19 protein-coding genes and 2 pseudogenes are annotated in these 21256 nt (G+C 46.1%); 9 read left to right on the top strand and 12 right to left on the bottom strand.

Going from position 1 to position 21256, the window contains the following annotated elements:
* Window positions 1–4 precede the first annotated feature (4 nt).
* Genes LFX17_RS02155 through LFX17_RS02145 form a run of 3 tightly spaced genes read right to left on the bottom strand, consistent with a single transcriptional unit; the run spans window position 5 to window position 1218 of the window.
* Window positions 5–292: an acylphosphatase gene (locus LFX17_RS02155; RefSeq protein WP_238728668.1), complete on the bottom strand. Its 288-nt coding sequence runs from the start codon at window positions 290–292 to the stop codon at window positions 5–7.
* 3 nt (window positions 293–295) lie between these two features.
* A complete protein-coding gene (locus LFX17_RS02150; RefSeq protein ID WP_238744776.1) occupies window positions 296–730 on the bottom strand; it encodes a globin domain-containing protein in 435 nt (144 codons plus the stop codon).
* Entirely contained in the window at window positions 730–1218 is a 489-nt protein-coding gene (locus LFX17_RS02145) for an RNA pyrophosphohydrolase (RefSeq protein ID WP_238728666.1), read from the bottom strand. The genes LFX17_RS02150 and LFX17_RS02145 overlap by 1 nt, the downstream gene beginning before the upstream one ends.
* 130 nt (window positions 1219–1348) lie before the next feature.
* On the opposite strand from LFX17_RS02145, the gene LFX17_RS02140 reads away from it, so the two are divergent.
* Window positions 1349–1780 carry an SET domain-containing protein gene (locus LFX17_RS02140; protein ID WP_238728665.1) on the top strand — a complete coding sequence of 144 codons (432 nt, stop codon included), beginning with the start codon at window positions 1349–1351 and terminating at the stop codon, window positions 1778–1780.
* 9 nt (window positions 1781–1789) lie between these two features.
* Here the strand turns inward: LFX17_RS02140 and LFX17_RS02135 are convergent, their stop codons facing one another.
* From LFX17_RS02135 to LFX17_RS02120, 4 genes are all read right to left on the bottom strand, one after another.
* Window positions 1790–2851, bottom strand: a complete 1062-nt coding sequence (locus LFX17_RS02135; protein ID WP_238744774.1) for an alpha/beta hydrolase — start codon at window positions 2849–2851, stop codon at window positions 1790–1792.
* Between the two features lie 66 nt (window positions 2852–2917).
* Entirely contained in the window at window positions 2918–3772 is an 855-nt protein-coding gene (locus LFX17_RS02130; RefSeq protein ID WP_238744771.1) for a glycerophosphodiester phosphodiesterase, read from the bottom strand.
* 4 nt (window positions 3773–3776) lie between these two features.
* Window positions 3777–4601: a hypothetical protein gene (locus tag LFX17_RS02125; RefSeq protein ID WP_238744769.1), complete on the bottom strand. Its 825-nt coding sequence runs from the start codon at window positions 4599–4601 to the stop codon at window positions 3777–3779.
* Window positions 4602–4704: 103 nt separating this feature from the next.
* On the bottom strand, window positions 4705–5088 hold the full coding sequence (locus LFX17_RS02120) for a phasin-related domain-containing protein (protein WP_118954110.1): 384 nt from the start codon (window positions 5086–5088) through the stop codon (window positions 4705–4707).
* Between the two features lie 653 nt (window positions 5089–5741).
* Here LFX17_RS02120 and LFX17_RS02115 point away from each other — a divergent pair.
* Window positions 5742–6449, top strand: a complete 708-nt coding sequence (locus tag LFX17_RS02115; protein WP_238744767.1) for a hypothetical protein — start codon at window positions 5742–5744, stop codon at window positions 6447–6449.
* A gap of 128 nt (window positions 6450–6577) precedes the next feature.
* Here the strand turns inward: LFX17_RS02115 and LFX17_RS20920 are convergent.
* The 3 genes and pseudogenes from LFX17_RS20920 to LFX17_RS02105 form a co-directional block, all read right to left on the bottom strand.
* A pseudogene (locus tag LFX17_RS20920) lies at window positions 6578–6991 on the bottom strand (hypothetical protein); the annotation flags it as partial.
* Between the two features lie 98 nt (window positions 6992–7089).
* Window positions 7090–8623 (bottom strand): annotated as a pseudogene (locus tag LFX17_RS02110) (motility associated factor glycosyltransferase family protein); the annotation flags it as partial.
* 21 nt (window positions 8624–8644) lie between these two features.
* Complete coding sequence (locus LFX17_RS02105) at window positions 8645–10453, bottom strand: penicillin-binding protein (protein ID WP_238728659.1); 1809 nt, start codon at window positions 10451–10453, stop codon at window positions 8645–8647.
* 296 nt (window positions 10454–10749) lie between these two features.
* Here LFX17_RS02105 and hrcA point away from each other — a divergent pair, with 296 nt between their 5' ends.
* From hrcA to LFX17_RS02070, 7 genes are all read left to right on the top strand, one after another.
* Window positions 10750–11778: a heat-inducible transcriptional repressor HrcA gene (gene hrcA, locus LFX17_RS02100; protein ID WP_238728658.1), complete on the top strand. Its 1029-nt coding sequence runs from the start codon at window positions 10750–10752 to the stop codon at window positions 11776–11778.
* A 13-nt stretch (window positions 11779–11791) separates the two neighbouring features.
* Window positions 11792–12430, top strand: coding sequence for a nucleotide exchange factor GrpE (gene grpE / locus LFX17_RS02095; RefSeq protein WP_238728657.1), 639 nt, complete (start codon window positions 11792–11794; stop codon window positions 12428–12430).
* A gap of 34 nt (window positions 12431–12464) precedes the next feature.
* Window positions 12465–14399 (top strand): molecular chaperone DnaK, encoded by a 1935-nt coding sequence (gene dnaK, locus LFX17_RS02090; RefSeq protein WP_238744763.1) that lies wholly within the window; start codon window positions 12465–12467, stop codon window positions 14397–14399.
* A gap of 217 nt (window positions 14400–14616) precedes the next feature.
* A complete protein-coding gene (gene dnaJ, locus LFX17_RS02085; protein WP_238728655.1) occupies window positions 14617–15735 on the top strand; it encodes a molecular chaperone DnaJ in 1119 nt (372 codons plus the stop codon).
* 114 nt (window positions 15736–15849) lie between these two features.
* Complete coding sequence (locus tag LFX17_RS02080) at window positions 15850–16818, top strand: Gfo/Idh/MocA family protein (protein ID WP_238728654.1); 969 nt, start codon at window positions 15850–15852, stop codon at window positions 16816–16818.
* A gap of 23 nt (window positions 16819–16841) precedes the next feature.
* A complete protein-coding gene (locus LFX17_RS02075; RefSeq protein WP_238728653.1) occupies window positions 16842–17390 on the top strand; it encodes a YqgE/AlgH family protein in 549 nt (182 codons plus the stop codon).
* Window positions 17391–17500: 110 nt separating this feature from the next.
* Window positions 17501–17791 (top strand): hypothetical protein, encoded by a 291-nt coding sequence (locus tag LFX17_RS02070; protein ID WP_238747624.1) that lies wholly within the window; start codon window positions 17501–17503, stop codon window positions 17789–17791.
* A 95-nt stretch (window positions 17792–17886) separates the two neighbouring features.
* On the opposite strand, the gene LFX17_RS02065 is transcribed toward LFX17_RS02070, so the two are convergent.
* Together LFX17_RS02065 and LFX17_RS02060 are read right to left on the bottom strand one after the other, a co-directional pair.
* Entirely contained in the window at window positions 17887–20424 is a 2538-nt protein-coding gene (locus LFX17_RS02065; RefSeq protein ID WP_238744761.1) for an ABC transporter permease, read from the bottom strand.
* Window positions 20421–21200, bottom strand: coding sequence for an ABC transporter ATP-binding protein (locus LFX17_RS02060; RefSeq protein ID WP_238731468.1), 780 nt, complete (start codon window positions 21198–21200; stop codon window positions 20421–20423). The genes LFX17_RS02065 and LFX17_RS02060 overlap by 4 nt, the downstream gene beginning before the upstream one ends.
* Window positions 21201–21256: the final 56 nt, after the last annotated feature.

The following is a 21256-nucleotide window of genomic DNA, read 5'->3' as shown; positions in this document are numbered from 1 at the left end:
TGGCTTACTTCTTGATTTCGAACGTTCTAAAATTGCCTTTCGGATCTTCCCAAGTGATGAGCGCTTCTTTCACCTCGGAACCTTTCGGTCCTCTTTGAATCGCCTTAAAAAGGTCTTCGATAAACATCTTGTCGCCTTCGACGACGGTTTCGACTTCTCCGCCCGGAAGATTCTGCGTAAAACCGCTGAGTCTGCATTCCTGCGCTCTCTGAAGAATGTAATAACGGAACCCGACGCCTTGCACTTTACCGCGCGCGAGAATCTTCGCCCTTGAATTATTTTTTGATCCCATCGATCATTCCTCCGTTTTGCTCTCCAAGTTCACCATCCACGCCGAAAAATCCCTAAAAAAATTCCAAAGAATTTCCTTTACGGATTCTTCCGCTTCCCAATCTTCCAAAGCCTTCCGATAACAAGCAAGCCAGACTCGTCTAGCCTTTTCATCGATCGGAAACGGAAGATGTCTCGCTCGCATTCTCGGAGGTCCGTAGTTCTGGGAATACAACGGAGGACCGCCCGTTACTTGAATCAAAAAATCGGCGGATTTGATTTTACTCTCTTCCAGATTTTCGGGAAACATAAAAGCGATTTGGCTCGACGGAATTTGATCGTAAAAATCGGAAACGAGTCTGCGTAGACCATTCTCCCCTGCGGAAGCGAAAACCGTTTGTAGACCGGGAATCGGACCGGGCGGACCGCTCGGCGGAATAAAAAGAGGACGTTCTTCCATTAGGATGCCGTTCCTGTTTTTCCGAGAAAGGTTCGAATCTTAGGCCCAAAGTCATTTACAATTTTATAATATACGTCTTTTTTGAACGGCACGACGGTCTCCAGAGTCTTTTCGATCGGTATAAACCGAACCGTTTCAAATTCCCTTTCATGAACGTCCAGATCGCATTGATTGGCTTCTCCGTCCCAATGAATGAGAAACCATTTCTGAAGCTGTCCTCTGTATTTCTGAAGATGACGGTTGAGAGGAAGGTTTTCGGGAAAGTCATACGGAATCCATTCCGGATATTCGGATACGATTTTACCGGTGTCGATTCCGACTTCTTCATACAATTCCCTCAGAGCGGCCGTCGTGGGATCTTCCTCTTCGTCGATTCCGCCTTGAGGAAACTGCCAAGAGCCTAAAAAATTCAGTCTCTCGCCGACCAAAACCTCTCCGCGAGAATTGAACACGACCATCCCGACGTTCTTTCTGTAGGGCTTTTCCATACGAATAGGCTTCAGGTCCGGCTTTGAAAAGACAAGAAGTTTTATGTTTGGAATTCAGTTGCAAATTTTATACTCTCTTGGGAATCATACACATAACATCCTTGTCTTCTTAGGAGTTTGAGTCTCAACAATGCAGTTACGTAAAAAGTCTTCTCGTTCCCGTATCTTTAAAGAAAAGGACTTCGATATCAAAGCGTCTTCGATTCCTGGAATCGGCATGGGACTCTTCCCCAAAGAGAACGTCAACAAAGGCGATACGATCGGTTATTATACCGGAAGAATTCTTTCGGATAAAATCGCGAACTCATCCAAATACTGCGAATCGAAGTATTTACTCTGGATCTGCAAGGACTATTGGATCTATGGAGAAGGCAAAGAAAGCAATTATACCCGCTTTATGAATCACAGCTCCAAACCGAACGTTAAGTTAGTCGTATCGGTTCGCTGGAAGACCGCAAGATTCGAGGCGATCCGCAAAATCAAAGCGGGAGAAGAATTGTTCTTCGATTACGGAGACGAATACTGGATCAACACGGACATAGATCCTGTGGAAAGAAACTGAATTCTCCCTTTAAACGGAAGCGGCGGTCTTGGACGCCGCATGTTTGAAAAAAAACGCAAACCCTCCCAAAAGACTCCACAGCGCGGGCAATGTTTTTAAAGTAATGCCGATATCTCCGTGAGAGATCAAAGGCGTTAAAACCAGCTTGGATCGATTCCTCGGAAGATCCCTTTCCAACAATCGTTCCAAAATCAAAGAAGACTCCGAAGCGGGAACCACGTTATCCCTCACACCGTGGATCAAAGCGACATGCGCTCTTAAATCCTCGAGTTTGTTGTAAACCTGAAGATCCTGAAGAAACGAACGGAACGGTCCCGCGTTACGAATGATCCGATTCCAAATCTCGGAGCGATATTCACGATCCTCTTTGAGTTTGATAAAGATTTCTCTGTTATCCGGCTTCATCGTTTCTAAAACCTTGGGAAGTTCCGGAGAATCCCGGAGAATACTTCCGTCCATGATACTAGCGTGCAACGCCTTGCGGACTTCTTCGTTTTCACCGATTCCGAAATGAACGAAGTTCCACAGAAGAATCATTCTTCCGTACTCGTCCGAATCTTCCGCGGACATCAGATAATCGAGAGTCGTTTGTACGTTTCCATACGCGCCGATCGTACAGATGGATTTGACTCTTTGTCCGACGTCCGGTTCCGCCGCTGCGATCAAACCCATGCTCGCGGAAAATGAAGGCGCGAACAAAGAAATTCTCCCGTCCGGACAAAACGTAGGATCGGAGGATATGGTAAGAATCAATCCCTTGATCTTTTCGATGCTTTCGAGTTTGATCTTGAATTCGCTGATCTCCTGCATCTGCGGAGAAAACACGAGAAAGCCGCAAGAAGCCATTCCTCGACAAACGGCTTTAAACCGAGGATCTTGATTTCCAAGATACGCCATTCCGTTTACGGCGAGGATCGTTCCTTTGGTCGTCGTTTTGTTTTCGGGAAAAAATTTTAGAATTCCCACGGTTTCGTTTCCGACCGTCAGCTGCAGCTCTTCTTCGAGAATTCCTTTTGTTGCATCATTGCGTGTGTTGAGTGCGAATTTGATCGCGGAGAAAAAGTTTTTCATAACGAAGACGTTGTTCCTTAAATGTAAAATCTGACGGATTTGTATTGGTTTGCGATTACGGAACGATTACAATTCAGCTTTGAGCGGAGAATTTATCGTTTCGTAGATAGATCCCGACAGATCCCGGCGCTTTACGGTCCCTTGCGACGATTTAACCCGCCGCATTTGTTTCGGGAAATTCGTAAAAAGTCCGTTCGCGCCTCTTCCTAAAAACCGTTTCATTTCCGAGACCTCGTTGATCGTATAAACGACGCTCAGGAAATTTTTTTCCGAGATGCGGCGGAGATTCTCCTCGGTCGCTTCCTCCGCGGAAGGGTGAATGCTCCAAGCGCGAATCGTTTGCGCAAACTCGATCGCCTCTTCCACGTTGCCGCTTTCGTCTCCGACAAGAACGCCTAACTTGATCCGCGGATCGAGATTGCGGATTCTTTCCAAACATTCCCAGGAAAAGGAAGAGATCACGATTCGATCCGAAACTTGAAACGTTCGAATCAAATTCAAGACCTTCGTCTCGATCGAGTTTTCGTTTACGGAAGAATCCATCGCAGTCGATTTGATTTCGACGTTCAGATCCGTCTTTGATTTCCGGATCAACCGAAGAACGTCGCTTAACAATGGAATCGTTTCCTTCTTATACTTCCGCGAAAACCAGGAACCGGCGTCCAAGTTCGTTAAAATCTCCGCTTCAAAGTTGCGAACGTTTCCCACGAGTTTTGTGGTTCGATCCAGATCGTCGTCGTGAATGACAACAACTTCCCGATCTTCCGAAAGGGTAACGTCCAACTCGATGAGATCGGCTTTTGCATCGATCGCCTTTTTAAAAGCGATCATCGTGTTTTCGGGAAATTCTCCGCTAAAGCCGCGATGCGCGAATACGAGCGGAGCTTTCAGATCGTTCTTATCTTTTATTCTTTCGATCATAATTTCAGAACGCGAATCCCACCGAAAAATCGACGCCCGCGTCATACACTCTTCCCGCGTGATCTCGTTTGATTTCTTCTTTTCGAATCCAATAATCCGCGACGGAAACGGGCCGATTCGCAATATCCAAAGTTTCGATCGTTACGTTTTTATGATACGGCCCGAACGCTCGCAAAAGGACTTCGAATCCGAAAAAGAAACCCGATTCGAGTTGATGACGGATTCCCAAACCGGTTCCAGCGTAATAACGGGGACCGTAATCCAGATTGATTCTTTCCGAACGATAGGATTGGACGCCGGTCGTATCGATAAACTGATCGTATCTAGTATTTCTAAAGTATTCTCCCCCGATCGCGATCGGAATATAAACGGAAGAATCCGCGATGAAGTAATTCAAAAAAATTCCGACTCCCGCCGTCTTCCATTCGCGGTCGGATTGTCTCGCAATTCCGTAATTTATAATATACGAATATCTCGAATCGTAATCTCCGTTTGTTTTATGTAAGTTCTGATAGTATTGAACTCCGATCGTGACGTTCTTCCAAGCGTTCCAACCGAGAATCGTCGATCCGTATCCCGGAAAATAAATTCCTCCCAAAAAGAATTTTCGTTTCATTCGAATTTCTTTTTGCGTAAGGCCGGGGCCCGCTTGCGGTTGATCGGACGCATTCGGATTGAAACGCAAATCCGGATTCTTCCCTTGGTCTTGTTCGTGCGGATCGTTTTGCGGAACCGGAACGACGTTTTGCGAAAATACGTCCGAAGCGAATATTAGAAAAAGCGCAAAAATGAGAACGTGAAATGGGTAATCGGAATCGGCTCTTTGCATAGGACAAAAAGTGTATCGAAAGGAAGTCGGTTGTCAAGAGAAAGGAAAAAAGAAAGGGTTCAGGCGGGTGTTCCCCGCCCGAGAGGGAAAGATAGGATTCTAATTATTTAGAAGCCGGAGCTTTACCGGAAGTGGTTGTTTTGATCGCTTCAGCCACTTCGTTAATTTTTGCTTTTACAGCTTCGATTTGGCCTTCAGGGATTTTGTTTTTGATCTCTTCGGTGATTTTGTTGTAGTTCTCGATTATCTTAGCTCTGGTCTCTTCGTAGTTCTTTCCAGCAACGGAAGTAACTTCTTTGATGTCGTTGATAACTTTATCAACGGTTTCGCGGATTTTTACAGTCGCTTCGGAATTGTCGGCAGCGCCTTTTGTAACAAGCTCCAAATAGGTTTTTTCGAGATCAGCTTTCGCTTTACCCAGACCTTCTTGACCAGCTTTGATGAGTCCCAGACCCGCATTCAGAACATCTAGAATTTGCTTTTCCATTCGATTTTTCTCCTTGAGATTCTTTGTGCAATGCACAATCCTTTTGTATTGCACTGCACAATTTCAGTCAACCTAAAAAAGAAAAAATTACGCAAAAAAATATTTTTTCTGTCGCACTTGCAAAATCGGCTAAACGCCGATGTTTCGGCGGTCTCGGATTTTTGAGAAAATATATCCTATATGAACTCTCACCTTGCAATCAAACCGTATAAGGTTCTGTCCCAAAACCGGGACAGAACCTTGCAGCTGATCTTTCTGGTAAAGTAAAATTAGGTTTTGGGACAAGCTGTAAGTATTCTTCTTAGGAATCAATAGCACAATGTGCCGAAGAAAATGTAACGGTTCGAAAATTGGGTGGCGGTGCTTTTGAAGTTAAGGGCTGTAATAAAAAACAAACTTATGTATGCCTTGAAGCTCAATGGAATACGATTTGTCGTGCGGAACCGACTCTTTGAATCAGAGTTTGAAGCAAAAAGAATCTCTGCCTTCGCAGGGATTCTTATTATGGTAATCAAGGAAACGGTTTCGGGAAAACGTCTTTTTTAAAAGATAAAACCGGAGCATGCTCTTATAACTCACGACTGTTTTTTAAATTAAATCTGCAAAACGCGGAGCCTTCGGAGTTTAAAATAAGCGAAAAGGTGGAAATAAGAATGTTTCTTTTAATTCGGAAAAATAGAGTTCAACTTCGCACGTTGGCCGTTCTTCTTGCACTGCTGACCGCGTTTTTCAGCGCAATTCAGTGTAATCAAAGTAAGGATTCGCAAAACAATAGTTCGCTTCTCGCACTGGCCGGTTCTTCACAGATAGCAAACGTATTGAACACCCGCGGAACTACGATTCGTGAATGCAATACAAGCGGAGACCCGAAATCTACAACCAACCAAACAGAGACAACCAGCGGACATACGGCGATCGTCTTGCAAGGAGACGATCAAATGGCGGGTGGAGGATTGCTTTTTCACGTTCGGGAAATGGATGCAGACGGTATAATTTCCAACAAATTCATTCCGGTCGTTATCGAAAATCAAGTTCCTAGATTCCTTACAGTGAGCGGTAAGCGATATAGCGCCTCTATAGAATTTTTTATCGATGGAATCAATAACACAGAGATCGACGGCATTTCTTTGCAGGTTCCTTTTACAGCTACCGATATCAATAACATTAGCTTTTACGTTACGTCGAATAAAATCGGCTTATTCGTAAACGGAAACTCGCACGAATCGAACATTACCTATTATCCGGTAGGAAGCAATACGATGGGTAATAACCCGCAAGAAAGAGCGGACTGGAGAAGAAACAATTATCTTCTTTATGGAGGAGACGGGTTGGTTCTTGAATATGTGTATAAAGTTCACTGATTTTTAATCGGACCGTTTCAACATAGGATTATAAAATCGTTTTCTTACGGAAAAGCGATTCTATGATCCTATCTGTCTGCACTTGTCTAACATCGCCGATTCAATTTGATTTCTATCAGTTTTTAGAATCAACCCAATCCTTTCGCGTCCGAAATTCTCGCAATCGCCTTTCCGATCTGCTTTGAATGAAGTTTACACGCTTCTTCCAAACCTTGATACAGCAAAAGACTTTTCTTTGCAACGCCGAGTCTTTCGTTTTTCTTTTCTTCCAGAGTCAGGCCGCCTTCATAACCTTCTGTGATCATCAGAACCGTTCTTTGAATGCTCATTCCCAAAATTTCGGTCAGGCCTTTTCGGGAAGAAACCTCTTCGTCGATTCGATCCATTTCTTTTAGATTTTTGAGAATCTGATCCTTAAACTTGTCTTCGGCCCGGATCTGAGAATACAAACGGTCGGATAGAATTCTTCCGCGGGTAACCTTTTCGGAAAAACCTTTGAGTTGGTCGAACAGTACTTTTAGCTCGGTAAGAATTTTCTTTTGAAGATCGATGCAAGTTACGGTCGAATCGAAACCGGCCGAGGTTGCGTCGGCTTCCTCGCTCCCTTCCGCGATTCGACCGATCAAATCGCGAACCGTCCGAACGAACGACAAATCACATTCCGTTTCTTGCATATATTTAAAAAGATCCGTGTTCGGAATTCCTTCCAACACGACTCCGTCCTTTCCCAAGTTGAACCAAGGATTTCGTTTCGGATGTTCTTCGAACCATTTTTTGAAGATGAGAAGTTTTTCGTTGGTTCGAATTTCTCCGCCTCGAATCGATTTGGCCCGTTTTACGGGAAGAGCGGTCATCTGTTTGTGATTGTGAAATTCCCTTCTTAACTTTCTGGATTCGATATGATTGAGCCGTTCCTCCAAGACGGCGCCTTTGCAATGCGCGAGCCGATCGGGAAACGAAAGATCCTGACCGACCAGCAGAATGTTTCTCGCTTCCATCTTTTCCGCAAGACTGACCGCGTTCGTAGAAACGGAACCTCCGAAATCGATCGCGCCGATTTCATCTTCCGGCTTGGAGGAAAGAATTTTGATCAAAGGAAAGGGAGAAGAAGTAAAATAACCTTTTTTGAATGTTCCCGGAAGTCGCAACGTATGATACGAAGAAGTCGGATCGAAAACGATCCTCGCGTCCCCTCCGTAACCTTCCAGATATTTCGCGTTGAGCGCCTGAGGATCGACCGAAAAAACGAGATCTGGATCTATGCCCGCGTTCCAAAGAACCATCAGCGCCGTATCCACGGCGATCAACAGGAAATTATTTCTATACGTTCGTATTTCGTTCAACGAACGAAGGAGCGAAGGCCCAGCTCCGCAAACGAGTATATCCGTCTTTCCCTTGCAGATTCCAAACAAAGAACGAACGGGTCGCATTCTCGAAAGGTCGGGAAGATTGGAAATAAAATTCCGAGTCCAAATTCTTTCGAACCGAGTTAGCGTGGAAATATTCACATCCTTCTTGTGAAAAAAACCTTCCGAGATAAAACGAAGTTCCTCGTACGAATCCTTTTTCCACTGATTGCTTCCGCGATGCGGAATAAAACTGATCGGGAAACCGGAAATTCCCCGAAAAGCCGCATACAAATCCAGTTCTAAAATCGGAGTCAAAAGAATTCTTAGTTTTCCCGATTCCAAAAACGGAGAATAATCAAAGCAAGAAAGCGCATAACGCAGAACGTCCGGCTCGGCTTCCATCCAAACGGAAGTTACCTTCGTCCATCGAAGACTTTCCCGAACGACGTAACCGATTCCGGCTCCGAAAAAAAGAAACACCCTTTCTTCGTCCTCTTTTTTGAGTCCGTCCAAAAGCCGTTTGGATTCGGTGACCGGGTCCATTAAACTGTGCAGCGCGATTCCATCCGCGACGAGAACGGGAAGTCCCGTTTTGGAAGTTTTAATTTCGAAGGTTGAAGCGGTGGTATTCTCCATTTTCGGGGATTCGTTTTTCGAAACCGACAAAGGTCCGCGCGAGTTCGAAACCGAAGTCTGCGAAGACGAAGAAACGGATCTCGATGAATGTGAAAACGTTCTCGAAATTTTTTCCGCGAGATCGGGCGTAAAACTCGCCAAGCCTTTCAGATTCTTTTCGAGGATCGATTCGTTGACGACGGAATTCATGCTAATTTTAGAATATACAAATCATTTAAAGTACAGATTGAGCCTTCCGTCCTGCGGTTTTTTTCCGGGTGCGGGTTCCTGTTCGTAACAAAAACCGCTTCCGTGAAACTTAACCGGAAGGCCGAGAGGTCTTACGATCTCGAGAGCTTCTCGTTTGCTTTTTCCGATCAAATCGGGGATTTCTCCGATTTCGGTCGGCTTTATATTCTTTCTTTGAAAACGTTTGAGAGAAACGTTAACCGTTCTTTCCCCTTGTTCGATGATCGGAATGATATTTTCGACGACTTCTTTGAAAACCGGAGCCGCCAAACCGCCTCCCGAATGAGTTCCGCCCTTCGGTTCGTCGAAAAGAATCAAACCCACGATCTTAGGCCGTTCCGCCGGAAAAAATCCGAGAAACGAAGCGGACCACAAACCTTCCACATAACCTTTTCCGGAAACGGCCTTTTGACCCGTTCCCGTTTTCCCGGCGATCGAATATTCCTGAATGTATGCGTTCTTTCCCGTTCCCGATTGAACGACTCTCGTCATCGCTCTGAGAATTCGTTCCGTCGTATATTCGCGGATTCCGATCGGAGTTTCCTGCGTTTTAAACTCGTGAAGAATTTCTCCGTAGGAATCGCTGAAATGAGAAACCACACGGGGCGTGAGCATTCTCCCGCCGTTAACGACCGAAGCGGCCGAAGCGACGAGTTGAATCGGAGTCACTGAAATCCCTTGTCCGATTGCCATAAACATGGAAGTCGCGGGAGTCCATTTTTTCAACGGAGGAAAATATCCCACGGATTCGTTCGGCAGGAATCCGGTTTTTTCTCCGAACTGAAACTTCTTCATATAATCGTACAATAACGTTTCCGGAATTCTTTGCGAGGCTTTGATGATTCCCACGTTGCAGGAATACTGAAGAATCTCCTCCAAGTTCAAATGTCCGTGCGCGTCCGTACATTTGATCTTCGTTTTTCCGAGTTCGACGTAACCGGGACAATGAAACTTCTCGTCGGGACGTATTAGATTTTCATTATACAATACCGATGCTAGAAAGATCTTCATCGTGGAACCGGGTTCGTAGACGTGACGGATCGCCCAGTTCGTATGGGAATCCTCCCCCGATTCGTTGTATTGATTCGGATCGAACGCGGGAAAAGAAGCCGACGCCAAAATTTTTCCCGTGTTGATCTCCATCAGAATTCCGATCGCCTTCTTCGATCCCGTTTCTTCAAAACGTTTGGCGAGCGCTTTTTCCAATTTGTATTGAATCAATCCGTCGATCGTTAAATGAAGATTGCTTCCGCGGGAGGAATCGGCTTCGGTCGGAGTCATCAAATCCTGATTGTATTGAACTTCCAATCCGGAAAGCGCGCGATCGTCGTCCATTCCCGTAAAACCCACGAGACTGGAGGCGAGATTTCCGTGCGGATAAACGCGTTTGTATTCTTTTTCTCTTCGTACGCCGGGCAAGGAAAGATCCATAATCTTATTTCCGAGGGATTCGTCGATCTCGCGTTTTAAAAGAAAGTAACGGCTCTTTTCGCGGATCATCGCCTCTATCTTGTCAGGCGACATCTCCAGATACGGCGCGAGTTGAACCGCGGTAAAATTCGGATCGTATATGTTTGCCGGATAAATTCCGATCGTCGCCGCGTCGACGGTCATCGCGAGTTCGATTCCCCTTCGATCGTAGATCGCGCCGCGCATGATTCGATCTCCCGTTTTCAGAATGACTTCTCTTTCGTTGAAAAAGGTGAGAAATACAACCCGTCCGATGAGAATGCAGAAAAGAATACAGAGAAAAGAAAATAGAATCGTGAGTCTGGTTTTGCGAGAATTCATCCTGTATTTATAAGATCGTCGGATGGTTGAATTTCGGAAAGTCTTGTTTTCGATTCAAAACTGTTCCGGAATTTCGAAGGAGTTCCCACAAAAATGCGGACTTCTCCGAAACCACCGGCAGAATTATGTCCCAAATCAAACCGACAATCCGGCACTCTCCTCGCCTCAATGCTAAAAAAAATCGGAATTTCAAGCCAATTCCACTCTGAATTACTTTCTTCCTTGACATTTTTATTCGGAATTCGGAAACTAATTGTATAGATTAGCACTCTAACATTCAGAGTGCCAGAAAAAGAATGGATCTCACAGAACGTCATAAACGAATTCTGAAAGCCCTCGTAGACGAGTTTATCCAGGAGAACCGACCGGTAGGCTCCAAGACTCTCTATGACAAACACGACATCGGGCTTTCACCGGCTTCGATCCGGACCGTATTGAAGGATCTGGAAGATTACGGTTATCTCGCCTCCAGACACACTTCGGGAGGAAGAATTCCGACCGAGAGAGGCTATCGTTTCTATGTGGATTCGCTTGTGATTCTCTACGAGCTGACCCTCAAAGAGAAACAACGCATTCAGGAAGAATATCTGAAGATGCAGTTCAAGCTGGATCAGATTTTGAAAGCGACCGCTTCGGTTCTTTCTTCTCTTTCGAACGCGGCGGGAATCGTAATCGGTCCGGCTAAGAATCTGGACACGCTGAAACATCTCGAACTCATCCACGTTCACGGGGACGAGATCCTGATGATTCTCGTGATGAGATCGGGAACCGTTCAACATAGAAATATTTTCGTGGATCGGAATTATTCTCAGGAAGCGCTCTATCAGGTTTCTAAGTATCTGAACGATAACCTGAGAGGATATGATATATACGAAATTCAGAATATTATCATTCCTAAGTTGATGGTCCGAAGGGACGGACCCGAAGATTTCGGCGGAATCGCAGGGCTGATTTCTTCCGCGATGACTCCGGACAATTCCGAAGTCTCGCTGTATATCGACGGTTTTAAAAATCTCTACGCGAACTTCCGGGACGAAGAGGAACAGCTTTCACAGGTTCTTTCGCTTCTGGACGACCAGGGATTTTTGAGAGGATTCTTTTCCGATTACATCGATCAGGACGGAGTTTATACGATCATCGGAAAGGACGGAGATCAATCGATGTCCGGAGTTTCCATCATCACTTCCAACTATAAGATGGGAGAGAAAAAGATCGGAGCGCTCGGAATCATCGGACCGCAGAGGATGGATTACAACAGGGCGTTGCCTCTGGTGGACTTCACGTCCAAGCTCGTCTCCGAAATGGTGACCCGCATTAGTAAATAAGGGAGAAAAATGTATGGCCGACAATTCAAATTCGGAAAACAAAACTTCGCAGGAAGAAAAGGCCAACGAGAAAAATTCTCAAACAGCAACATTAGAGGAAACTAAAGTAGAGAACATGAATTCTGAAGAATCAACACAGACAACGGAACAAACTTCGACGCCTGATCCGGCCAACGCGCTTCAAGCCGAACTCGAAGCGGCAAAAAAAGAAGTCGAATCGCTGAAGGATTCTTGGGCGAGAGAAAGAGCGGAATTTCAAAACTTCAAACGCCGTTCCGCGCAGGAATTTACGTCGATCCGCAAAGAGGCTGTAAAATCCCTCGTGAGCGGATTCTTGAACCCGATCGACAATCTCGAACGAGTCGGATCGACTAAAGAACCGTCGGAGGAATTGAAACCCTTCGTGGACGGAGTCGCGATGATTCTCAAGGAATTCTATTCCGTATTAGAAAAATCGAATGTGGTTCGATTCGATCCGAAGGGAGAATCCTTCGACCCTATGTCTATGGAAGCCCTTTCTTCGGAAGAAGGCGATCAGTATTCGGAAGAGACGGTGATAGACGTGTATCAACCCGGCTATTACTACAAGGAAAACGAAGACAAGTTTACGCTCCGTCCTGCAAGGGTTCGGATCGGAAAACCCAAGTCATAATTAGGATCTCAGGGAAAGTATAAAGGAGAAAACAATGTCCAAAGAAAAGATTATAGGAATCGACTTAGGAACAACCAACTCGGTCGTTTCCGTCATGGAAGGTGGGGACCCAGTCGTTATTCAAAACTCCGAAGGAGCGAGAACAACTCCTTCCATCGTAGCATTCACTGCAAAAGGAGAAACGCTGGTCGGTCAGTTCGCGAAAAACCAAGCGATCACCAACGCGGTGAACACGATCCGTTCGGCGAAACGATTCATCGGACGCAGACACGGCGAAGTGGAATCCGAACTGAAACACGTTTCCTACAAAGTAGTACGTTCTGGGAACGAAGGCGTTAAGTTTGAAACCTCCGCGGGAGAATTCACTCCTCAGGAAATTTCGGCGCGCGTTCTCATGAAGATGAAACAAACCGCGGAAGATTATCTCGGTCAAAAAGTAACGAAAGCTGTAATCACGGTCCCCGCTTACTTCAACGACGAACAACGTCAAGCAACCAAGGACGCGGGAAGAATCGCGGGTCTCGAAGTGGAACGTATCATCAACGAACCGACCGCTGCGGCGCTTGCCTACGGTTTTGATAAGAAGAATGTAAATTCGAAAATCGCGGTCTACGACTTAGGCGGTGGAACGTTCGATATCTCCATTCTCGAACTCGCGGACGGAGTTTTCGAAGTGAAGTCCACCAACGGTGACACACACCTCGGCGGGGACGATTTCGACATGGCGATCATGGAATGGATGATTTCCGAGTTTAAAAACCAAACCGGAATCGACATCTCCGCTGATAAGAATACCGTTCAGAGATTGAAAGAAGCCGCCGAAAAAGCGAAGATCGAACTTTCGGGAACGATGTCCACTCAGATCAATCTTCCGTTTATCACCGCGGATGCATCCGGTCCGAAACACTTGGACATGACTCTCAGCAGAGCGAAGTTCGACCAACTTACAAAGTCGCTCGTGGATCGTACTCGGATTCCTTGCGAGAATGCGCTTCGCGACGCGGGGCTGAAAGCTGCCGATATCAACGAAGTGATTTTGGTCGGAGGTTCGATCCGAATTCCTGCGGTTCAAGAACTGGTAAAACAGATCTTCGGAAAAGAACCGAATAAATCCGTAAACCCGGACGAAGTTGTGGCGGTCGGCGCGGCGATCCAAGGCGGGGTTTTAGCGGGAGAAGTATCGGACGTTCTGCTGTTGGACGTAACTCCGCTTTCACTCGGAATCGAAACCCTCGGCGGAGTGATGACCAAGTTGATCGAAAGAAACACGACGATTCCTACCAAGAAATCGCAAGTGTTTTCCACTGCGGCCGACAATCAATCCGCGGTATCGATCCACGTTCTCCAGGGAGAAAGAGAAATGGCTTCCGCAAACAGAACGCTGGGACGTTTCGATCTGATCGGAATTCCGCCCGCACCGAGAGGAGTTCCTCAAATCGAAGTGACCTTCGATATCGACGCGAACGGAATCGCACACGTATCCGCGAAGGATCTTGGAACCGGTAAGGAACAAAAGATCCGAATCGAATCCTCATCCGGATTGTCCGAAGACGAAATCCAGAAGATGGTAAAAGACGCGGAAGCGCACGCGGCTGCGGACAAGGCTCAGAGAGAAGTCATCGAAGCGAAGAACGAGTTAGACACGCTTGCGTATTCTCTTGAAAAAACCGTAAACGAAGCGGGAGATAAAATCGGAGAAAGCGAAAAACAACTCGCAACCGACGAAATCAAACGCGCTCGCGAAGCGATCGAGAGCAACGATAAAGCGAGAATCGAATCCGCAAAGGCTTCGATCACTAAAATCGCTTCCGACATCGCTACGAAGATCTATTCGCAAGGCGGCGCTCCGGGTGCGGAACAAGGCCCAGGATCGGCAGGTCAAGGACCGAACGATCAAGGCAATTCCGCAAACAGCGGGGAAAAGGTCGTCGACGCGGATTATACCGTAGTGGATGATGAGAAAAAATAAGAACCCTTCCGATGCGATCGTATTGGAGGGAACCTTGCAGCGCATCTTGTTCCGTAAGGAAGACAAGGCTTTCAATACGCTGTAAGAACCATTGAATTTTAGTCGCGCGCGGAGTTTCCAATGAAAGTTTCGCGCGCGACAATATCGGAATCATCGATTGCGTTGAAGATCGATCGGAACTTAAAAGTCCGCTTCAATGCAACCTTGGAAAGAAACAATGAGTGAAAGAAGTTACTATGATATTCTTGGAGTTTCCAAGACCGCGAGCGACGAGGAAATTAAATCCGCCTATCGTAAGTTAGCGATCAAATATCATCCTGATAAGAACAAGGGTGATAAGGAATCCGAAGAAAAATTCAAAGAAGCCACGGAAGCCTACGAGGTTCTCCGAGACGCAAAAAAACGTCAGGCTTACGATCAATTCGGCAAAGCCGGCGTTGGCGCCGGAGGGGCCGGATATGGTCAAGGCGCGTATACGGACTTCTCCGATATCTTCGGAGACTTCGGCGATATCTTTGGTGATTTCTTTGGCGGAGGCGGCCGCGGCGGTTTCAGCGGCGGAAGAAGATCCGGTCCGCAACGAGGCTCCGACTTACGTTATAACTTAGAAGTTTCTTTGGAAGACGCGGCCCTTGGAAGAGAATACAAAATCGAAATTCCAAGATTGGAATCCTGCGCCGAATGCAACGGCTCCGGCGCCGCCAAAGGAAGCACTCCCGTAACCTGCGCGGATTGCGGAGGCTCGGGACAAATCAGAAGAACACAAGGCTTCTTTTCCGTAGCAACCACCTGCCCTACTTGTAGGGGAAAGGGAACCACGATTTCCAATCCATGCAAGTCCTGCGGCGGACAAGGTCTTCAGGAAAAACGCAGAACGATCAATATCAAAATTCCGCCCGGAATCGAAACCGGTTCCCGATTGAAAGTTTCGGGAGAAGGCGAAGCGGGACCGAACGGCGGGCCTCACGGCGATTTGTATGTGGTAACGCATATTAAAAAACACGAATTGTTCAGCCGCGAAGGAAACGATCTCATTCTTGTTCGCAAGATAACCTTGGCGCAAGCCATTCTCGGGGCGGAGATAGAAGTACCGACCATCGACGGTAAAAAGGCCAAGATGAAAATTCCGGAAGGAACAGAATCGGGCCAAGTGTTCCGATTGAAAGGCCACGGAATGCCGTATCTCGGAGCCTATGGAAAAGGGGATCAACACGTAGTCGTGAAGATCGAAATTCCGAAAAAGATCACGAGAAGACAGAAAGAATTGATCGAAGAGTTCGCGAGAGAATCGGGAGAAAACATTCCCGGTTCGAAGGGAAAAATCTTTACTAAGTAAAAAAAGATCCGGTCTTCCATTCTCCCCAAGAGCAAAAGGAGGATCGGTTTTTTCATTTTATAAAAATCGGGAAAACCGAAGACGCGTCAAAGCGCAAAACAAAAAGGAAGTACAATGACTGAAAGAGTAAAGCTCGGCGTGATCGGAACCGGACACATGGGTCAATATCATGTGAACGTCGCAAAAACTTTGAACGATGCCGCATTGGTGGGAATCTACGACGCGGATCTGGAAAGAGCGAAACAAATCGCGGAAAAGCACAAGACCTCCGCGTTCCCTACGATCGACGAGTTGATCTCCAAAGTGGACGCGTTAGTGATCGCTGTTCCCACGTTTTTACATCATGAAATCGCGAAAAAAGCCCTACTCGCCGGCAAACACGTGTTAGTCGAAAAGCCGATCGCGGAAACCACCGAACAAGCCAAGGAGCTCGTAAAACTCGCCTCGGATAAGAATCTCGTTCTTCTCGTCGGGCACGTGGAACGATTCAACGGGGCCGTCTTGGAATTGGGCAAAATCGTAAAAGATCCTTTGCTCATCGAATCCAGAAGACTCGCTCCGTTTAATCCGAGAATCAAAGACGTCGGCGTCGTTCTCGACATGATGATCCACGATATCGACATCGTATTGAACCTCGTCAATTCGCCGGTAAAAAAAGTTTCGGCTTCCGGAACCAAGGTTCTTTCCAATCACGAAGACATCGCGAACGTGGTGATCGAATTCGAAAACGGCTGTCTCGCAAGCATTATCGCTTCAAGAGCGACTCAGGCCAAAATTCGAACGTTGAACATAACGCAAAAAGACGTGTATATCATGCTCGATTTTACGGATCAGGAAATCGAACTTCATAGACAGGCGACGTCCGACATTCTTCTTTTATCCGAAGAAATCAAATACCGCCAAGAATCCATCGTGGAAAAAATCTTCGTTCACAAAGATAATCCGCTCAAACAGGAACACGAGCATTTTATCCGTTGTATCAAAAAGGAAACCGATCCGATCGTTACCCGCGGTTCGGACGTTTCCACGCTGGAAATCGCGTATCAGATTCTTTCCGAAATCCACGGAACGTCTAAAAAGTAACCCGGTCTAAGATTGGTTCAAGTATGGAAGAAACTTACAACGGCAAAATTCTAATCTCCAATTCTTCGATTGTCATGGACTATTTCAACCAGACGGTGATCCTGATGGTGGAACACGACAGTCAAGGCGCCTTCGGTTTGGTTCTGAATAAAAAACAGGAAGCCTCGATCGGAGACGTAATTCAGGGAATCCCCGATCATGGCAGCCGTGTCCTTCCGATTTATTCCGGCGGTCCTGTCGACCCGACGTTCATCTCCGTGCTGCACGAAGACAACACCATTTCTCAACCGGGCATCGAAGTGATACCCGGTTTGTATCTCGCAAGAAGTTTCGATACGTTGTTGGAGTTATTGGATTCCAAGTCCAAGTTCCACGTCTATCAAGGTTATTCCGGTTGGGGTGCGGGGCAGTTGGAAACGGAGATGAGCCGCAAGTCTTGGGTCGTTCACGAAGCGACAAAGGATTTCGTTTTAAATCAAGATCCGGAAACGACGTGGCAAGAAGCCCTGAAAAGCAAAGGCGGAATCTATAAATACTTCGTCGAACACACGAAAGATCCGATGTTGAACTGATTACGGAGATCGCGTTCTTAGGAACGCCTTCCTACTGAAAATCGATTCCGTTTTTTCGCCTTTACAGAGAAGTTCGAATTTTTAGGATCAAAAAACCGAGAGGCATAATGATGAAAAAATTCCAAACTTCGTTCTTTGTTTTCACCGTTCTTCTTTCTTTATTCTTCATCAAAGAACTTTCCGCGGACGGATGTTATATCTGCACTTCCGGTTCCGCCGACGTCTGCAGAGACTATTGCAGATTTACCGGCTCGGATACGTTCGACAACAGAAAGAAATGTCAGGACAAAGGCTGCAAGGTAGGAGGCACCGCTTCTTGTCCTTCCGCTTCCAATTACAAGGTTTGTTCCGCTAAAAACGATTTCCGTTCCAACGATACGTTTTTCGTCGTTAGCCGATAATCTTTCGTTCTTTGTTGCGGACCGCTTCGTTACCGGGTCCGCAACGATAGAACGATGTTAAAACCGATCGTAATTCGCGCGTCTTTCGATTCCATTCAAATCGATTTCATAAAACTGATCGGCGGTTTTTTCCATTCTCCCCGTAAGTTCAGATAATACACGACCGTAGTTGCAAAAATCGTAAACAAGTACGCGAGCAGATACTCGATCCAAGGATGAGAAGGTTCTATTTCTAGAACTTTCTGGCTGATGATCTCGTTCGCGATCCAAGCCAACAACAAAGCCAATAAAAACGAAAACGTCCCAAGCAGAATTCCTTCCCACAAAAATACCTTTTTCAAAAAGGAGGAAGTTCCTCCGATGATCCGCAACAAAGTCGTTTCCTCGATTCTTTCCTTGCGACTCGAATTCAAAGCCGTCAAAACCAAAAGCAAAGAAGCTCCTAAAATCAGCCAAGTCATCAATCGAATCGTGAAAGAAATTTTTTCCAAAATTCCCAAGAACGCGCGGACGGCCTTATCCGTATCGATGATCGTAAGATTCGGATATTTCGAAATAAGATTCTTCTGCAGATCGTATCGTTTTTCTTCGGATTCGAGACGCAACGAACTCAGGTAATAACTCGGCGCCTTTTCCAAAATCCCTTTTGAAAACAATACGACGAAGTTCGGTCTCATGTCCGCCCAGTTCACCGTTCTGAAGTTTCGAATCACGCCCGTCACTTCCACGCCGCCGACTAAGAACGATAAACTGTCTCCTAAGTTGACTTTCAGGTGTGTCGAGAATTCCTTTTCCACGGAAATTTGATCCTCTTCTCCCTTTCTCCAAAAATCTCCGTTTACGATTTTTTCGGTGGGATACGGTTCGTTTCGATACGAGAGAAAGTATTCTCTGGTTCTTGCCGTGGATCTCCAATCGCGTTTTAACGCGGAGGTTTCGGTTTCGTCCTTTTTGATCGTTTCGCCGTTGATCTTGGACAATCTCGCGCCGATCACGGGAGCGACGATGACCTTCTCCGCTCCGAATTCCTTAACGACTTCCTCGAAGTGTTCTTTTTGTTCGGAGCGAATATCCATGACGAAAAGATTCGGTCTTCTTTCCGTATCCTTGGCTCCGCTGTATTCCAAAAGACTTTCGCTAACGATCAAAGACAAAAGAAGAATGAACAAAGAACTCGTAAGTCCGATAACGGAAAGCGACAATGTCGTTCCGGGTCTGTCGAATTTTCCGATGATAAATCTCGCAAACGGGGTAAATTCCCGCTTGTCCCTAAAACGGGAAATGAATATTCGAATTCCGGAATATACAATAAATACGATCAACGGAAGAATCAAAAGCACCGAACAGAGAATCAATCCCTTCCACGGACTTTCGGTTTTCCACCACGCAAGCGCGAAAAAGATCAGAAAAAGAATCAGATAACCCGCGATCTGCGTGATTCTAAACTTAGGAATCCGATCGGCTTCTTCCTGAAATTCCTGTTTGAGCGCGAGAATCGGTTTGAGAGATCGGATCGTAATCAGAGATTCCGCCGAAGAGAAAAACGGAATCAGAATTCCGATCAGCAATCCCCACAACAGCGAAGACCATCCGATCACGGGATGAAAACTGAGAATGTCTTCGCCCGCAAGATCGGGAATCCAATTCAACAAAACGTTTCCGAGCAAAAGTCCCAAAGCGGAACCGATCAAAGAAAAGAAGAACAATTCCCCCAAAACGATCAAACTCACCGTTCTCGGACTCGCGCCCAAACATTTCAAAACCGCAAGCGCGCCCGACTTTTCACGGATTCCGGCTCGACTTGCAAGAAGAATCGAAATTCCTCCCAAAAAGAACGCGGACAAACCGAGAAGACTGAAAAAATCCAAGGTGTTCGTCAAAAATTTACGCGAACCGGAGTTCGTTTCCGTTGAATCGTAAAGAGTTAAGTCTTTTTGAATATACTCTTTGAAGTTCGCTTCCTTGTATTTTCCCGCGATCGAAGGATCTTTCAGTTTGATCGGAACTAGATAACTGATCCTAGAACCCCTTTGTTCCAAACCGGTGGACGCAAGCGAAGAACCGGAGATGATAGAAGTGGGCGCCATCGAAAGAAAACTTCCCGCAATTCCCGGTTCCTTCAAAACCTTACCTTTTAAGATAAAGTCGCGTTCTCCCAGAGAAACAGAAGATCCGAGTTTCAGTTTTAAATTCTTAATCAGACTTTCTTCCAGAAGGATTTCCCCTTCTTTGAGTTTGCGGTAAGCGCCAGCAGGTTCGGTGACGATTTCGCCGTAATACGGAAAACTGCCCGACATCGTTTTGATCAGGGAAAGCGTGGTTTCGTCGTTTTCCTTGTTCCGCAGCATAGAAGCAAACTGCACGAGTTCCGAGGTTTCCGAACCTTTTGGAAGACGAGAGGACATAAATTCTTTCTGTTCTTTGGTAAGCGGAGAAGAAGTCTGAACGAGAAGATCGGAGCCCATGAGATTGCGCGCCTCCTTTAAAATGGAGCGGCTCAATTCTTCCCTATAGGCGTGAATCGCGGTAACGGAGCCGGTTCCGATCGCGATCGCCAAAACAATCTGCAAAGCGGAACTTTTTCTGGATCGGAAGTCGCGGAGAATGGATTGAATGAGTAGATTGAATTTCATCTTTTTTTAGAAACGGCCTTTTTCTTTGAGGAAGAACGCTGCCGACTTTTGGAAGTCGGATTCTTTGTCGTGGATTTCGTTTTAGAAGTCCTCGTCGTTTTACGAACTTCTTTTACGATCCGTCCATCACTCATTTCTAATACACGATCGGCCAGATCGGCGACGGAACGATCGTGCGTAACTACGATCAACGTGGAGGAAGTTCCTTGATTGAGTTCCGCGAGAAGATTCATAACCATCTCGCCGTTCTTCTTATCCAAGTTAGCGGTAGGCTCGTCGGCAAAAAGAATTTTCGGATTGTGAATAAACGATCTTGCGATCGCGATGCGTTGTTCTTCTCCTCCCGAAAGCTGACCGGGAAAGTTGGAAGCTCTTTCCTTCATCGAAACCTTGTCCAACCAGATCATCGCTTGATCCCTGATTTGAGTGGAAGAGAGTTTCGAATTTAACACGAGAGGTAAAGAGACATTTTCCAACGCATTGAGAGACTTAATGAGCTGAAAGTTCTGAAAGATAAAACCGATCTTTTCTCCTCGCAACTTTGCAAGTTCGTCTTCTTCCTTTTGTAGAAGCGGAATTCCGTCTAGAACGACTTCTCCATCGTCCGGACGATCCAAACCTGCTGAAATTGCGAGCAATGTGGACTTTCCCGAACCGGAAGGACCGATGATCGCAATGAATTCTCCCTCTTCTATCTCAAAAGAAACGTCTTTTAACACTTCGAGTTTTTTTCCGGAAACTAAATAGGACTTGTTGAGATTTTTTACTTGTAGCAAACGAAACACCTTTCCTTATCCGATTTAAAAATGAAATAAATTTCCAATCGATCGGC

Origin of the sequence: Leptospira sanjuanensis, from assembly GCF_022267375.1 — a bacterium.
Classification (GTDB): Bacteria; Spirochaetota; Leptospiria; order Leptospirales; family Leptospiraceae; genus Leptospira; species Leptospira sanjuanensis.
This window is presented reverse-complemented; position numbering and strand designations above follow the sequence as displayed.

Bases quoted from the DNA above. Each gene is read 5' to 3' on its own strand.
- LFX17_RS02155 (WP_238728668.1), bottom strand. From the start codon at position 292: ATGGGATCAAAAAATAATTCAAGGGCGAAGATTCTCGCGCGCGGTAAA.
- LFX17_RS02150 (WP_238744776.1), bottom strand. From the start codon at position 730: ATGGAAGAACGTCCTCTTTTTATTCCGCCGAGCGGTCCGCCCGGTCCG.
- LFX17_RS02145 (WP_238728666.1), bottom strand. From the start codon at position 1,218: ATGGAAAAGCCCTACAGAAAGAACGTCGGGATGGTCGTGTTCAATTCT.
- LFX17_RS02140 (WP_238728665.1), top strand. From the start codon at position 1,349: ATGCAGTTACGTAAAAAGTCTTCTCGTTCCCGTATCTTTAAAGAAAAG.
- LFX17_RS02135 (WP_238744774.1), bottom strand. From the start codon at position 2,851: ATGAAAAACTTTTTCTCCGCGATCAAATTCGCACTCAACACACGCAAT.
- LFX17_RS02130 (WP_238744771.1), bottom strand. From the start codon at position 3,772: ATGATCGAAAGAATAAAAGATAAGAACGATCTGAAAGCTCCGCTCGTA.
- LFX17_RS02125 (WP_238744769.1), bottom strand. From the start codon at position 4,601: ATGCAAAGAGCCGATTCCGATTACCCATTTCACGTTCTCATTTTTGCG.
- LFX17_RS02120 (WP_118954110.1), bottom strand. From the start codon at position 5,088: ATGGAAAAGCAAATTCTAGATGTTCTGAATGCGGGTCTGGGACTCATC.
- LFX17_RS02115 (WP_238744767.1), top strand. From the start codon at position 5,742: ATGTTTCTTTTAATTCGGAAAAATAGAGTTCAACTTCGCACGTTGGCC.
- LFX17_RS02105 (WP_238728659.1), bottom strand. From the start codon at position 10,453: ATGAATTCTCGCAAAACCAGACTCACGATTCTATTTTCTTTTCTCTGT.
- hrcA (WP_238728658.1), top strand. From the start codon at position 10,750: ATGGATCTCACAGAACGTCATAAACGAATTCTGAAAGCCCTCGTAGAC.
- grpE (WP_238728657.1), top strand. From the start codon at position 11,792: ATGGCCGACAATTCAAATTCGGAAAACAAAACTTCGCAGGAAGAAAAG.
- dnaK (WP_238744763.1), top strand. From the start codon at position 12,465: ATGTCCAAAGAAAAGATTATAGGAATCGACTTAGGAACAACCAACTCG.
- dnaJ (WP_238728655.1), top strand. From the start codon at position 14,617: ATGAGTGAAAGAAGTTACTATGATATTCTTGGAGTTTCCAAGACCGCG.
- LFX17_RS02080 (WP_238728654.1), top strand. From the start codon at position 15,850: ATGACTGAAAGAGTAAAGCTCGGCGTGATCGGAACCGGACACATGGGT.
- LFX17_RS02075 (WP_238728653.1), top strand. From the start codon at position 16,842: ATGGAAGAAACTTACAACGGCAAAATTCTAATCTCCAATTCTTCGATT.
- LFX17_RS02070 (WP_238747624.1), top strand. From the start codon at position 17,501: ATGAAAAAATTCCAAACTTCGTTCTTTGTTTTCACCGTTCTTCTTTCT.
- LFX17_RS02065 (WP_238744761.1), bottom strand. From the start codon at position 20,424: ATGAAATTCAATCTACTCATTCAATCCATTCTCCGCGACTTCCGATCC.